The organism is Pseudonocardia bannensis (assembly GCF_012911875.1).
GTDB lineage: Bacteria > Actinomycetota > Actinomycetes > Mycobacteriales > Pseudonocardiaceae > Pseudonocardia > Pseudonocardia bannensis.
On record NZ_JAAXKZ010000027.1, the window covers coordinates 40,124 to 52,954 of the forward strand.

General features: G+C 72.3%; 14 protein-coding genes and 1 pseudogene. 5 read left to right on the forward strand and 10 right to left on the reverse strand.

Annotated elements, in window-relative coordinates:
- Positions 1-16: 16 nt before the first annotated feature.
- From HF519_RS10105 to HF519_RS10115, 3 genes are all read right to left on the reverse strand, one after another.
- A complete protein-coding gene (locus HF519_RS10105; protein WP_312860026.1) occupies positions 17-871 on the reverse strand; it encodes an LCP family protein in 855 nt (284 codons plus the stop codon).
- A gap of 211 nt (positions 872-1,082) precedes the next feature.
- Complete coding sequence (locus tag HF519_RS10110) at positions 1,083-1,769, reverse strand: arsenate reductase/protein-tyrosine-phosphatase family protein (RefSeq protein ID WP_169412473.1); 687 nt, start codon at positions 1,767-1,769, stop codon at positions 1,083-1,085.
- Positions 1,770-1,855: 86 nt separating this feature from the next.
- On the reverse strand, positions 1,856-3,340 hold the full coding sequence (locus HF519_RS10115) for a sugar transferase (protein ID WP_246242996.1): 1,485 nt from the start codon (positions 3,338-3,340) through the stop codon (positions 1,856-1,858).
- Positions 3,341-3,808: 468 nt separating this feature from the next.
- On the opposite strand from HF519_RS10115, the gene HF519_RS10120 reads away from it, so the two are divergent.
- Positions 3,809-4,267 carry a VOC family protein gene (locus tag HF519_RS10120; RefSeq protein ID WP_169412475.1) on the forward strand — a complete coding sequence of 153 codons (459 nt, stop codon included), beginning with the start codon at positions 3,809-3,811 and terminating at the stop codon, positions 4,265-4,267.
- Between the two features lie 39 nt (positions 4,268-4,306).
- On the opposite strand, the gene HF519_RS10125 is transcribed toward HF519_RS10120, so the two are convergent.
- Positions 4,307-5,254, reverse strand: a complete 948-nt coding sequence (locus HF519_RS10125) for a hypothetical protein (protein WP_169412477.1) — start codon at positions 5,252-5,254, stop codon at positions 4,307-4,309.
- 175 nt (positions 5,255-5,429) lie between these two features.
- Between HF519_RS10125 and HF519_RS10130 the strand changes: the two genes are divergently transcribed.
- On the forward strand, positions 5,430-6,134 hold the full coding sequence (locus tag HF519_RS10130; protein WP_169412479.1) for an SRPBCC family protein: 705 nt from the start codon (positions 5,430-5,432) through the stop codon (positions 6,132-6,134).
- A 16-nt stretch (positions 6,135-6,150) separates the two neighbouring features.
- Here the strand turns inward: HF519_RS10130 and HF519_RS10135 are convergent, their stop codons facing one another.
- Together HF519_RS10135 and HF519_RS10140 are read right to left on the reverse strand one after the other, a co-directional pair.
- Complete coding sequence (locus HF519_RS10135; RefSeq protein WP_169412481.1) at positions 6,151-6,987, reverse strand: alpha/beta fold hydrolase; 837 nt, start codon at positions 6,985-6,987, stop codon at positions 6,151-6,153.
- 105 nt (positions 6,988-7,092) lie between these two features.
- Positions 7,093-7,446 (reverse strand): MmcQ/YjbR family DNA-binding protein, encoded by a 354-nt coding sequence (locus HF519_RS10140; RefSeq protein ID WP_169412483.1) that lies wholly within the window; start codon positions 7,444-7,446, stop codon positions 7,093-7,095.
- Between the two features lie 95 nt (positions 7,447-7,541).
- Here HF519_RS10140 and HF519_RS10145 point away from each other — a divergent pair, with 95 nt between their 5' ends.
- The 3 genes and pseudogenes from HF519_RS10145 to HF519_RS10155 all read left to right on the forward strand — a co-directional run bounded on the left by HF519_RS10145 (position 7,542) and on the right by HF519_RS10155 (position 9,419).
- Positions 7,542-8,129 (forward strand): DUF2231 domain-containing protein, encoded by a 588-nt coding sequence (locus tag HF519_RS10145; protein WP_169412485.1) that lies wholly within the window; start codon positions 7,542-7,544, stop codon positions 8,127-8,129.
- A gap of 199 nt (positions 8,130-8,328) precedes the next feature.
- Positions 8,329-8,499 (forward strand): annotated as a pseudogene (locus HF519_RS10150) (FAD-dependent oxidoreductase); the annotation flags it as partial.
- 62 nt (positions 8,500-8,561) lie between these two features.
- Positions 8,562-9,419: an SDR family NAD(P)-dependent oxidoreductase gene (locus HF519_RS10155; RefSeq protein WP_169412487.1), complete on the forward strand. Its 858-nt coding sequence runs from the start codon at positions 8,562-8,564 to the stop codon at positions 9,417-9,419.
- Positions 9,420-9,496: 77 nt separating this feature from the next.
- Here the strand turns inward: HF519_RS10155 and HF519_RS10160 are convergent, their stop codons facing one another.
- The 4 genes from HF519_RS10160 to HF519_RS10175 form a co-directional block, all read right to left on the reverse strand.
- A complete protein-coding gene (locus tag HF519_RS10160; protein ID WP_169412489.1) occupies positions 9,497-10,327 on the reverse strand; it encodes a DMT family transporter in 831 nt (276 codons plus the stop codon).
- 149 nt (positions 10,328-10,476) lie between these two features.
- On the reverse strand, positions 10,477-11,700 hold the full coding sequence (locus tag HF519_RS10165; RefSeq protein WP_211169817.1) for an MFS transporter: 1,224 nt from the start codon (positions 11,698-11,700) through the stop codon (positions 10,477-10,479).
- A 12-nt stretch (positions 11,701-11,712) separates the two neighbouring features.
- Complete coding sequence (locus HF519_RS31205) at positions 11,713-12,201, reverse strand: GNAT family N-acetyltransferase (protein ID WP_169412491.1); 489 nt, start codon at positions 12,199-12,201, stop codon at positions 11,713-11,715.
- 30 nt (positions 12,202-12,231) lie between these two features.
- Positions 12,232-12,531 (reverse strand): hypothetical protein, encoded by a 300-nt coding sequence (locus tag HF519_RS10175; protein WP_169412493.1) that lies wholly within the window; start codon positions 12,529-12,531, stop codon positions 12,232-12,234.
- Between the last annotated feature and the right edge of the window lie 300 nt (positions 12,532-12,831).

The window sequence follows — 12,831 nt, forward strand, 5'->3', positions numbered from 1 at the left end:
GTCTTACCACGGGGAATTAGGTCCGACGAATCGGAAAGGCACTGTCACCCGTATTAGTCACGCCCGGGTGGCCCAGTGAGTCGGCGGGGTGTCGCTGTGCGTAGTCCGCGGGCGTGCCGTTCCGCAGCGCGCTCCAGAGCTCGGCCGCGCGAAGATCATCGAGACAGACGACGGACTGGACGCCCTCCCTGCCGAGCCCGCGTACCGGCGCGCTCATGAAGGCGACGGCGCTCGGCCGCAGGTCGATCAGCTCGAACGCCAGCGAGCGCAGCCCACCGTTGCTCAACGTGTCATCCACCCCGACTGTGCGGCTCGTCGCGTCGAGCAGGTCGTAGAGGCCGGCGGGATCCGACAGTGCGCCACCCGACACCGCCCTCGACAGCAGCGCCCGCAGCGCGTTCTGCTGGCGCTGGGCACGGTCGAGGTCCCCACGGGGCAGGTTGTAGCGCTGCCGGACGTAGGCGAGCGCCTGCGCGCCGTCGAGGTGGTTGAGGCTCTGGTGGAAGTCGACACCGTGGTTACTCGTGGCGGCGGCGACCCGGACGTCGATACCGCCGACCGAGTCGACCATCGACTCGAAGCCCGCGAAGTCGATGACCGCGAAGTGGTCGATGCGCAGGTCGGTGAGGTTCTCGACCGTCCGGATCAGCAGGCTCGGACCGCCCAGGGCGTACGCCGCGTTGATCGTGTTCATGCCGCGGCCGGGGATCTCGACCCACGCGTCGCGCGGGATCGAGACGACGGACGCATTGGTCCGCTCCGGGCTGATCTGGGCGACCATCAGCACGTCGCTGCGCTGCGAACCGGGTTCGACATCGGGTGCGGCGTCGGTGCCGGTGGTCGGCTCGGCCGAGCGCGAGTCCGTCCCCACGAGCAGGAAGGTGAGCGCCTCGCCGGCGGCCCGGCGTGCCTGCTCGTCGAGCGCGCCGAAGACGTCCGCACCCGCTGCACGTTGTTACCGATGTTTTCGGTGAAGACGTAGAGAGCCGCGGCTGCGGAGCCGATCAGCAACAGGATCATCAGTGCGCAGGCGGCCAGCACCTGGCCGCCCCGGCGGCGAGGGCGCTCGATGGACGTTGACATCAACGAGCTACCGACTGATGCCGCGGTGCGATCACATCGACGATCACCTGAACGGATGCTGTGATCCGGGCAGCCGCCTCGTGGTGCGCATCGAGGGACTTGCCCATCGGATCGGGGATGCTGTCCTCCTCGGCCGGGACGGGCGGCACGATGCCGCGACGGTCGCGGGCCGCGATCAGGACGGCGTGGGCGCGCTGGACCGGGTGCAGCGGCAGCGCCCCGGGGTCGACCCCCTCGACGAGGCGGGCGAACTCACGCACGGTGAACGCCGTCGCGAGCGCGGCGGGCTCCCGTTCCACCACCGCCGAGCGGTGGCGCCGGCTCGCGCACAGCACCAGATCGGCCGCGCGGATCATCGACGACCGCAGCTGCCGGGCCGTGAACCGCTCGGCGGCGGCGCCGTCGAGGCGCCAGGGCATCAGCTCGTCGCGGGTGTCCGGGTGCATCTGATGACCCACGACGGCCCGCAACCCGGCGCTGCGGATGTCGAAGTCGGCCGCGGCCCGCCCACCGAGCCGCCCGATCAGCAGGTGCCGGGTGAGGATCTCGGCGAAGGGCGACCGGCAGATGTTGCCGGTGCAGACGAACAGCAGGCGGAAATCGTCGTGGCCCAGCCGGTGGCGGCCCATGACCGTCATCTTCTCGGCCGGCGCGGCGTGGCGCGAGTGTTCGACAACTACGCTCATCGTGATCGTGTCCCCCGACACTGTCGACGTTCCCCCGGGTCTTCCCGAGGCTCTTGCGGTGGTGAGGTGCATGGGTCCGGTGCTGGTCAGCGGCCGCGGGCGCAGAACACCTCGGCGAAGGTTCGGATGACGATCTTGATGTCGAGCCAGAGCGACCAGTTCTCGATGTAGTAGTTGTCGAACCGGGCCCGATCGGCGATCGAGGTATCCCCGCGCAGCCCGCTGACCTGGGCCAGGCCGGTGAGCCCGGCCTGCACCCGGTGGCGGTGGGCGTAGCGGTCGTACTCGGCCGAGAACAGGTCGACGAAGTGCGGGCGCTCCGGGCGGGGCCCGACCAGGGTCATGTCGCCGCGCAGGATGTTCCACAGCTGCGGCAGCTCATCCAGCGAGCTGCGGCGCAGGAACTTCCCGACCGGGCCGACCCGGTTGTCATTCGCGACCGACCAGTTGGTGGCCGACTCCGCCTCGTTCGCCGGGCGCATCGAGCGCAGCTTCAGGCAGTCGAACAGCTGCCCGTCACGACCCACCCGGGCCTGCCGGAAGATCACCCCGGGGCCGCCCTCGAGCCGCACCGCCAGCGCGCACACCGCCAGCAGCGGCGCCGCCACCAGCAGCGCCACCCCGGCCACCGCGATGTCGAACCCGCGCTTGACCAGCCGGGCCGGGCCGCGCAGGGACGGGGTGCGGATGCGCATCACCGGGATCGAGCCGATGTGGTCGGCCATTCCGGTCTGGGTGTGGAAGTAGTGCAGGCGCGGTACCACGAGCAGATCGCACGGCCGGCAGGCCGGGGTCCGCACCACGTCGAGCAGGGCCCGTTCGGAGAAGTCGCCGTCGGCCACCAGCAGCACGTCCGCGCCGGTGCGGCGAACCACCGCGTCCAGGTCGGACAGGCCGCCCAGCTGCGGGACCACCGCCGCAGCGATGCAGTCGCTGCCGTCGTCGACGAACCCGGCCACCGCCAGCCCGTAGCGCGGGTGCCGGCCCAGGATCTGCGCCAGCTCCGCAGCCAGCGCCCCACCACCGATCAGCACCGTGCGGTGCGCGGTGATCCGCCGCCGCCGCCCCCACCCGATCAGCCGGGTGGTCAGCACCCGGCCCGCGAGCACCAGCCCGATGGCGAGCGCCGCGTTGACCAGAAACCCGGCCACCGCGTCCTGCAGGTCGTGGCGCAGCGCGGTCACCGTGGCCACCAGCGCCGCCGCGGTCAACAGCTTGCCCAGCAGCCGGGGCAGCTCGTCCAGCACGCTCAGGTGCAACCGGGCCCGATACCGGCCCCCGCCGAACAACAGCAGCAGCGACACCACCGCCATCGCCACCACCGCCTTGGCCTGCCCGGTGTCCCACAGCAACGGCGCCAACAGCAGCGCCCCGTCCACCGGCAGCACCAGCATCCGCGCCCGCACCCGGCCCAACCGGCCCCGCACCCCGGCCCCGCGCACCGGCGTTTCCGTCGGGCGCACCGGAGCCGGAGCGGGCGCCTCGGCCATGTCGGGCACGCGCGGGGCGGGCAGCATGATGCGCCGGAGTACGGACCGGGACGCAGCTCGCGACGATTCGGTGGTGGTCAAGAGAATCTCCTCATACCCGGCAGATCCAGCAGCACGATCAACCGGTCTTTCGCCTGCCTGGTCTGCTCCGTTTCAGCCTTCTACGCCTTCTTGCCGGACTTCATCAAGATTGGGTACGTCGATCAAAAGATGGCGCCGCGGCACCTCTGAGCAGCCGGAACGCCGCTCCTGCCGGTCAGCCGCTTTTGCGTGACGTGGGCCACGAACGGAGCGGCAGGATCGTCACGGGTAATTGGTCCGCACCCCGCACGCCATCCGAATCGCGAATCTTGATTCGGCAAGCAACTTGTGGGTTATTCGGTTCCGTATGAATTCGCCGGAGGTCCGCCCGAGCGGCCCACAAGGTTCACGTTCGTGCCGTTCGAGGCCGTTGTCGCGACCGCGGACCGGGGTCGATCGGAGGGAGCGCGGCGGCGGGACTCTGTCGGGGCTCTTCCCTGGACGGGTGGACCTCCCTATCCTCCGTCCATGCTGCTGGACGGTGTGAACCACGTCGGCGTACTCACCCAGGACACCGACCGGCTGCATGCGTTCTACCGCGAGGTCTTCGACGCGACCGTGGCCCAGGACATCCAGCAGCCGGGGATGCGATTCTCGATCGTCGACATCGGGCCGGGCAGGGAACTGAACGTGTTCCAGGTCGACGGCAACACCGAGGCCGACCGGCAGGTCCCGATGTTCGGCCGGGGGCGCCTCGACCACCTCGGCCTGCAGGCGGCCTCGCTCGCGGCGTTCGAGGAGATCCGGCGCAGGCTCATCGCGCGGGGGTCGGCCGACGAGTTCGTCACGGACTTCGGGCCGGTACTCAGCCTGTTCTTCCGCGACCCGGACGGCCTCGAGGCCGAGGTCTGCGTCGCCAACCCCGACGCGCAGCCCGGCGTGTTCAACCCGCCGGGCACCCCGGCCGCGCGGTTCACCGGCCGCTGAGGTCGGAACGCGCCGGCCCGGGTCCGCCGTCGCGTAGCCCTACCTGCGAGGTCGGGCGGCCCAGAACTTCGCCAGCGAGGTGGCGATGGGGTCGATCACGGCGCGGTCGTGCCAGTACCACAGGTGGGCGAGCGGGTTGTTCCGCAGCGGCAGCGGTCCGACGTCGATGACCCGGTCCTTGACCCGCTCGGCGTACCTGCCACCCAGCGGCTGCAGCGGGTACCCGACGACGTCCTCGCGGTAGAGGATGTTGGTCCAGCCCAGCTCCGGATGTCGCAGGGGGAACCCGGGCGCCGGAACGGGGATCGGCTCCCCGAGATCCTGGGACTCCGGGTAGCTCGCTGCCCACACCGCCATCGGGCAGCCCAGGGTGTAGAGGAACCCGAGCGTCTCGCCCCGCTGCAGGGCCGTCCCGTCCTCGCCGGGCTCCCTGCGCAGGTTGTCGAAGTGGTTGGTGGCGATCACCGTGCCCAGGCTGTGGGCGATGACGCACAGCGTCGCGTCCGGCCCGGCCTCGGTCGCCAGCTCGCCGAGCGCTTCGGACACGCTGTCGTGGACTTCCCGGTAAACGTCGTCGCCGCCGACCCTCTGGTAGGAGACCGCGTCACCGAGCAGGTGGAGGACGAACCAGCGCAGCGCCGGGTACTGCAGCCCCGACTCGCCGAGCGGGAACGGCCACACGGTGCGGGCCACCAGCTTGAGCAGGGCCGGCCAGGACCCGGCGTTGACCTGCTTGACCAGGTCGGTCATCTGCTGGGAGAACGCCGTCGCCTCGCCGCCGCCGAGGCAGCGCCGGAACAGCTCCTCCTGCCGCCGGTGCAGAGCCGCTCCCCAGAGCGCCGCCCTCATCACGAGCACGTCCTCCGCGGGCACACCGGCGATCGCGGTGAATCTTCGGCTCAGCAGCTGCATCGGCTGAACCGCGAGCTCGCCGTCGTCGATCTCGACCCCGTGGACGAACAGGACGGCGATCCTCTCTCGACCCATCGGGGCACTCCCGCGGTAGACGCTGTTGCTGTGATGGTGAGGCAGTGCCCGGCCCGGGGGGGCGGGAAACAGCACGACGTGCGCCCGGCGGCACACCGACAACTCTGACAGTCTTGACGATAAAAGTTGTCGGTGACAGGGTGGCCGTCGTAGCCGGAACCGAAGGAGCGCGGAGATGAGCCGGGAATTCGAGATCCGCAAGGAAGTCACCCTCGAGGCGACCCCCGAGCAGGTGTGGGAGGCGATCGCGACCGGGCCGGGACTCGCAGCGTGGTTCATGGCGATCGAGGCGCCCGACCGCGCGCAGGCCGACGCCTGGGATCCGTCCAAGCACCTCGTGACCCGGACCCCCGAGGCCGAGGACGGCACGACGCATGCGTTCGAGTACCTCATCGAGGCACGCGAGGGCGGCAGCAGCGTGCTCCGCTTCGTGCACAGCGGAATCCTCGGCGACGACTGGAGCGCCGAGTACGAGGACATGACGAGCCACGGCTGGGACATGTACCTGCACACGCTGACCGAGTACCTCAAGCACTTCCCCGGCCGGCCCGCCACCTACATCGAGGCCGAGGGCCCGCAGGCGTCGGCGCAGGCGAGCGCGTGGCCGGGCGTCCTCGAGGGGCTCGGGCTGAGCCGTGCCCCCACCCAGGGCGAGCAGGTGCGGCTCACCCCGGCCGGGCTCGCGCCGATCGAGGGCGTCGTGGACTACGTCGGGCCGTCGTTCCTCGGGGTCCGCACCGCCGACGCGCTCCTCCGGTTCCACGGCCGGGCGGCACTGGGGATGGCCGTGGCCGTCGGGCACCACGTCTACTCCGACGACGTGGACCAGGCGGCCGGCGAGCAGGCCTGGAAGTCCTGGCTCGAGGGGCTGTTCGCCTAGATCGATCAGGCGCCCGTCAGCCCGCGAGGAACTCGAGCAGCGCGGCGTTGAACCGGTCCGCGTGCGTGACGTTGAGCCCGTGCGGCCCCCCTTCGACGACGACCACCGAGCTGCCGTCGATGGCCTCGTGCGCCCGCTTGCCGCTGACCTCGAACGGCACGATCACGTCGGAGTCGCCGTGGATGATCAGCGTCGGGATCTTGACGGATTTCAGGTTGTCCCGGAAGTCGGTGCGCCCGAACGCGCTGATGCAGTCGAGCGTGCCCTTCGGCGAGGCGAACGCGGCGATGTCGCGGTTGTAGATGCGCTGTGGCTCGCTGACCAGGTCGGTCCGGTCACCGGTGGCGAAGAAGGTGGTGGTGAAGCCGTCGAGGAACGCGATGCGGTCGCCCTTCACGCCGTCCTCGAACTCGGCGATCGTCGCGTCGTCGAGGGCCCCCTCGGGGTTGTCGTCGGACTTGTAGAGATAGGGCGGGACGGCGGCGGCCAGCACGGCACGCCCCACCCGGTCGGTGCCGTGGGTGGCGATGTAGCGGACCACCTCGCCGCCACCCATGGAGAAGCCGACGAGCGTCGCGTCGCGCAGATCGAGGTGGATCAGGAGCTTGTGCAGGTCGCCGGCGAAGGTGTCGTAGTCGTAGCCACTCCAGGGCTGCGACGACTTGCCGAAACCGCGGCGGTCGTAGGTCACGACCCGGTAGCCCGCATCCACGAGGGCCGGCACCTGCTTCTCCCACGACCGGCCGCTGAGCGGCCAACCGTGGATCAGCACGACCGGCCGGCCCTCCCCGTGGTCCTCGAAGTAGATCTCGACCGGGTGGTCGTTCTCGACATCGACGTTCAGGTACGGCATGGCGGTCTCCTCCCGATCGCGGAACGCAGGGCAGGTGCCTGAAAGCGAGCAGTCCATCGCATGCCCGCTCGGTCCGCGTGTCAACCGCCACGGAAAGGAACTGCGTCAGGCCGGCGCCCGGCCGTCGTCGAACGCGGCCCGCAACCGCTTCGGCGCCTTCTGCCGCCAGGCGTCCTCGATCAACTCGACGAGCTGGTCACGGCTGATCTTCGTCAGGTCGACGAGAATCGCGCCGTACCCGTCGTAGTGCGGAGTCGTGTAGAACGCCGGATCGCCCGACGCCAGCAACGCCGCCTTCTCGTCGAGCTGACACATCAGCACCAGGCCGCCTTCGGCCTCCGTACGCAGTCGGGCGAACCCCTTCCCGCGCACCCTCAGCGAGGGCGTCCGGTAGGACGTCGACTCCTCGACCTCCGGAAGGGCCGTCGCGATCGCCACCACGTCATCCCACGTCGGCATGGCGACATCCTCGCGGCCTCGGGCACCGGGTGTCTTGGAGAAAGCGGACCAACCTGGCCGATTGGACCGGCCGCACCGGCGGGTAATCGGGGAAGGTGAACGCGCACCGGTGGTTGCAGTCGACGGAGTCCCTGTCCCAGCTCGACCGTCCCGCGGGAGCGGTGCAGGACCGGTTGCGCCGCCTGCTGTCGCGCAGCCGGCTCGACGGGTTGCTGCGAGGGGACTGGCTCGGTCATCCCGTCCATCCGGCGCTGGTCACCGTGCCGATCGGCGCCTGGTCGTGCTCGACGGTGTTCGACTGCATCCCCGGCCAGCAGGACACCGCCCGGCGGCTGATCGCCCTCGGCCTCGCGGCCACCCCGCCGGCCGTCCTCACCGGGCTCGCCGACTGGAGCGAGCTCGACGGCCCGCAGCGCCGGGTCGGCGTCGTCCACGCGGCGGCCAACCTCGTCGCCTCGAGCTGCTTCCTCACGTCCTACCGGCGGCGCGCCCGCGGCCGCGTCGCGGCGGGGAAGGCGTGGAGCCTGATCGGGCTACTGGCCGTCTCCGCCGGCGGTGCGCTGGGCGGGCATCTGTCCTACGCGCTGGGAGCCGGCGTGTACCGGTGGCAACACGGGACGGAACCCACCCGGAGCCCGGGGGGACGGCCACTCCCTCCAGGGAACTCTGGCGCAACACGATGAGAGCACCACGTCACGGGGCAGATCGACGAGTCGGCGTCCGATGTTGCCGGGATGTTCTCCGTGCTGACCGGGGCCGATTTCCTGCACCTGGCGTACGCGAGGGCCCAGCAGGCCGCCGGCTGACGCAGCGGCACCGGACCGTCCCTCGCCTCCGTGGCCAGGGCGTGCCGAGCTGCCGAAACCGGAACACACTGCCGCCATGCCCTCTCTGACCGCCGACGCCGTCGTGATCGGGGGCGGACACAACGGGCTGGTGGCGGCCGCGGTGCTCGCCGACGCCGGCTGGGACGTCTGCCTCCTGGAGTCCGCCGACACGGTGGGCGGCGCGATCCGCTCGGCGGAGCTGCACCCGGGCTTGACGACGGACCTCGACCACCCCCGCGAGGGTAGGCCGGGCCGGTTCGACTCGCCCGCCGTGGGTACGCGGGGCCAATGCGGAACGCGGAATCACTGGCCCAGGCGGCGGCCGACTGCGCGGAGCGCGGGAGCCGGGCGCTCATCGCACCCGCCGACGTCACCGACCCCGAAGCAGTCGAGGATGCCGCCCGGCGCACCGTGGACCGCTTCGGCCGGATCGACGCCTGGGTCAACGCCGCCTCGGTCATGGCGTTCGGTTCGTTCCTCGACGTCCCGCTCGACGACGTGCGGCGGGTGCTGGACGTGAACGTGATGGGCTACGTGCACGGCTGCCGTGCCGCGCTGCCGCGGATGATCGAGCGGGACCGCGGCGTGATCGTCAACGTCTCGTCGATCCTCGGGGTGGTCGCCGCGCCGTTCGTCTCGTCCTACGCGATGTCGAAGTTCGCGGTCCGGGGGCTGGGGGTGAGCCTGCGCCAGGAGCTGCGGCTGGCGGGCATCCGCGGGGTCGAGGTGTGCACGGTGCTGCCCGCCGCCATCGACACCCCCATCTGGGAGAACGCCGCCAACCACTCCGGCCGCCGGGCGCGCGCGCTGCCGCCGGTCTACACCCCCGAACGGGTCGCCCGGATCATCGTCAACCAGATCCGGGTGCCGCGCCGCGAGGTCGTCGCCGGCGGGCTGCTGGGCCGGGCGTTCCTGCTGCACCACAAGGTGCTGCCCGGTCCCGCTGAGCGCGTGCTGGCCGAGGAGATGGACCGGTTGGGCCTGTCGCGCACCGAGCCCGCCCCGGACAGCACCGGCAACCTCTACCGGCCCACGCCCGGGCCCGGTCGGATCCACGGGGGCTGGCAGGGGAGACGCCGGGAGCGGCGGCGCCGCGCCGCCGGGCTCGCCGCGGCGGCGGGCGTCACCGCCGCCGCCCGCCGGTGACGCCGGCCCCGGCCGGTGGGCCGGGACGCGCGGTCACGTCATGACCACGGGCAGGCCCGCTCGGCGACCGGACGGGCTCAACGCACGAAGTCCCGCTCGGGGTGGAGGTGCTGTGCCGGCGACCGGGCGAGCACGACGACCCCGGCGACGGCGAGCAGCAGCCCGGACACCAGCGCCGGGACCCAGCCGGGACGGACCGGATCGCCCAGCAGCGCGATCGCCACGAGCCCGGGCACCACCACCTCCGTCACGGTGAACACCGCCGTCACCGCGGAGATGTCGCCCCGCCCGAGCGCGCGCGAGTAGGAGATCAGGCCCACCAGGAAGTAGCCGATCAGCAGGTAGGTCGCCGGCTGGGCGAGCAGCCCGACGAGGTCGAACCCGCCCCCGTCGCGCAGCTGCACCGCGCGCACCGCCAGCGACGTGCCGCCGAATCCCAGGCCGGCGACGAGCGCGAGCGGCCACGCGTGGCGGGTGTTGCGCAGCGCGAGCAGCGCGCCCACGAGGACGACGAGGGCGGCGAGCAGCACCAGGTCGACGGTGGGCGGGATCCCCTTCGGTTCCTCGTCACCCGCGCTGGCTGCCACCAGTACCAGGCCGAGCAGGCAGGCGACGATGGCAACCCGGTCGATCGGGCGCAGCACCGCGCCGTAGAGCCACCGGGTGGCGAGCGCGGTCAGGGCGATCGCACCACCGAGGACCGCCTGCACCACGAACACCGGCAGGTACCGCAGCGCGACGACCGTGCACACCCACGCGAGCGCGTCGACGACCAGCCCCACCAGGTAGCGCGGCTGCAGGACCAGCGGCCGGCGGCGGGTGGCCCGACCGGCCCCGTCGGACTGCAGCAGGCCGGCGGCGCTGTTGAGCACCATCGCGACGATCGCGACGATCAGCCCGATCAGCACGGGATCCGACCGCCCGCCGCGATACGGGGGCGGTCGCACGCGGTGCCGGCGACCATCCGGCCCACCTCCCGCCCTGTCGCGTCGGTCGTCGCAAGCATGCCCTCCCCGGAAGGCGTCGACACGTGATGGGCACCGTCCGGGCGATCCGATCAGCCACTCACGGCAGACCGGCGGCGCAGGGTGCGGACCGTCAGGGCCGCGGCGACCAGCCCGCCGGCCCCGGCGACCACCAGCGTCGTCCGCGCGGAGGTCAGGTCCAGCAGCCACCCGCCCAGCACGTAGGACAGCCCGGCCGCGACCCCGAGGGCGCCGTAGAGGTTGCCGAAGACGCGACCCAGCATCGCTGCCGGCACGTGACGCTGCAGCAGCGTGCCGGCCGCGACGTCCATCCCGGCGATACCGATCCCGCGGACCACCTGCAGGGTGAACGCCGCGGCGATCGACCAGGCCGGCCCGGTCAGCAGGTTGCCGGCACTGCTGATCGCCAGCCCCGCACCGAAGACGGCGACCATCGGCCACCGGGTGCCGCCGCGCGCCAGCAGGAGGTAGCCGGCGAGCAGCCCGGCCCCCACCCCGGCCAGCAGCAGCGCGACCGCGGCCGGTTCGCCGCCGAGATCGCGGGCCAGGAACACCAGGGCGATGTCGTCGACCCCGTTGAAGGCGACGACCGCGCAGAACCCCAGCACGACCGCCCGCACGAACGGCGCCGCGCGCAGGTAACCCAGCCCGGCCCGGGCATCGGCCAGGAACGCCGGACGCGTCCCGGCGACCGGGCGGGGCAGCCGGGGGAGCCGGGTGAGAACCACCGCGGACACGACGAAGGTCGCCGCGTCGACCAGCAGCACGCCGCGGACGTCCAGGCCGGTGAACAGTGCCGCGGCCAGCAGCGGCCCCAGGACCTCGGCGAGGTTGCTCCCGAACCCGATGCCGGCGTTCGCCGACGGGAGGTCGCGGTCGTCCACCAGCGCCGGCACCGCCGCCCGCGACGCGGGCGCGAATACCTGCCCGAGCAGCGCCCGCACCGCGACGAGCCCGAGCAGCACCGGCAGCGGAGGCAGCAGCAGCGCGATCACGACCACCACGGCGGCCTGCGCCAGGTCGCAGACGACCATCAGCCGGCGCAGGTCGATGCGGTCACTGAGCGCCCCGGTCAGCGGCGCGAGCAGCGACGGCGCGACGTCACCGGCGAGCAGCAGCAGCGCCACCGCGAGCGCCGCCCCGGTGGTGCCCGCGACGTGCAGCATCAGCGCGACGAGGCTCATCGCGTCGCCGAGCAGCGACACCGCCCGCGACGTCCACAGTGCGCGGTAGCCGCGGTGGCGGCGCAGCAGCGCGACCGCCCCGCCGGTCCCGGCGTCGTCGTCGGTCGGCACGGCGGTGAATCGCTAGAGGGCCGGCGGGCCGGCGGCCGGTTTTCCGGTCCGCACCGCGCCCAGGGCCAACTGCATCACCGGCAACTTCCGCCCGAGGGAGGAATCGGCCATCCGCACCCGGTGGCCGCCCATCCGCTCGTAGAAACCGACCGCGTACGGTTCGGCCTCCCATTCCAGGACCTCGGCACCGGCGGCGGCCGCCCGATCCCGGGCGTGCTCGAACAACCACCGGCCCAGACCGCGCCCGATCTCCTCCGGCTCCAGCCAGAGATCGTCGAGAACCGTCAGCTCACCGCGGTGCAGCAGCGAGTAGAAGCCGACCACGACGCTCGCGCGCTCGGCCACCCACACGTCGTTCGCCGTGACCACCTCCGGCGTCAGCCCGAGCGATCGGGCGAAACGCGCGATGAACGCGGCGGGATAGCCCCAGTGCGCCTTGGCGCGCACCGCGATCCCGGCGAGCACCTCGGCCTCGTCGGGCCGGGCCGGACGGATCTGCACCCCGCCACCATCGCACCGACGGCGTGGAGGTCAGTTCCCGGCGCCGCGCGAGGTCGGTTCGGGGACCTGCGCGGGACGTCCCTGCGGGGAGAGCTGGAAGAAGCCGCTCATCAGCCCACCGGGGAGCGGCGTGTCGGTCTCCCAGCGGGTGGAGCGCAGCTCGTGCAGCTTGCGCCGCGGAGCCTCGCTGGCCCGGACCACGATCAACACGAACACGGTGCCCACCAGCAGCGGAGCGCCGACCAGCAGCACCGGCCAGCCGAACGCCAGATAGGCGACGACCAGCGCCGCGACCTCCATGGCGATGACTGCCGCTGCCAACCGCCCCACGGCGGCCTCCTCTCATCCCGATGCCGCCCCGGTTCCGGGCGGCCCCGCCCGTTCATCGCCGGTGGAGCGACGGACGTGAGCCCCCTCGGGCGAGTCGAGACAGAAACGAGACCGAGACCGACGCAGGGGCTCCCGTGCCGCGTCGGCCCCGGCCCCTTCCCCCGCCTGAACCGGCGCGGGCGAGTTCGGTGACGACGGAACCGGCGCGGGCGAGTTCGGTGACGACGGAACCGGCGCGGGCGGGATCGGCGCCGGGGGGGCCGGCGCCGGTGCGACACCACCACGGGCAGGTGGGTGCGT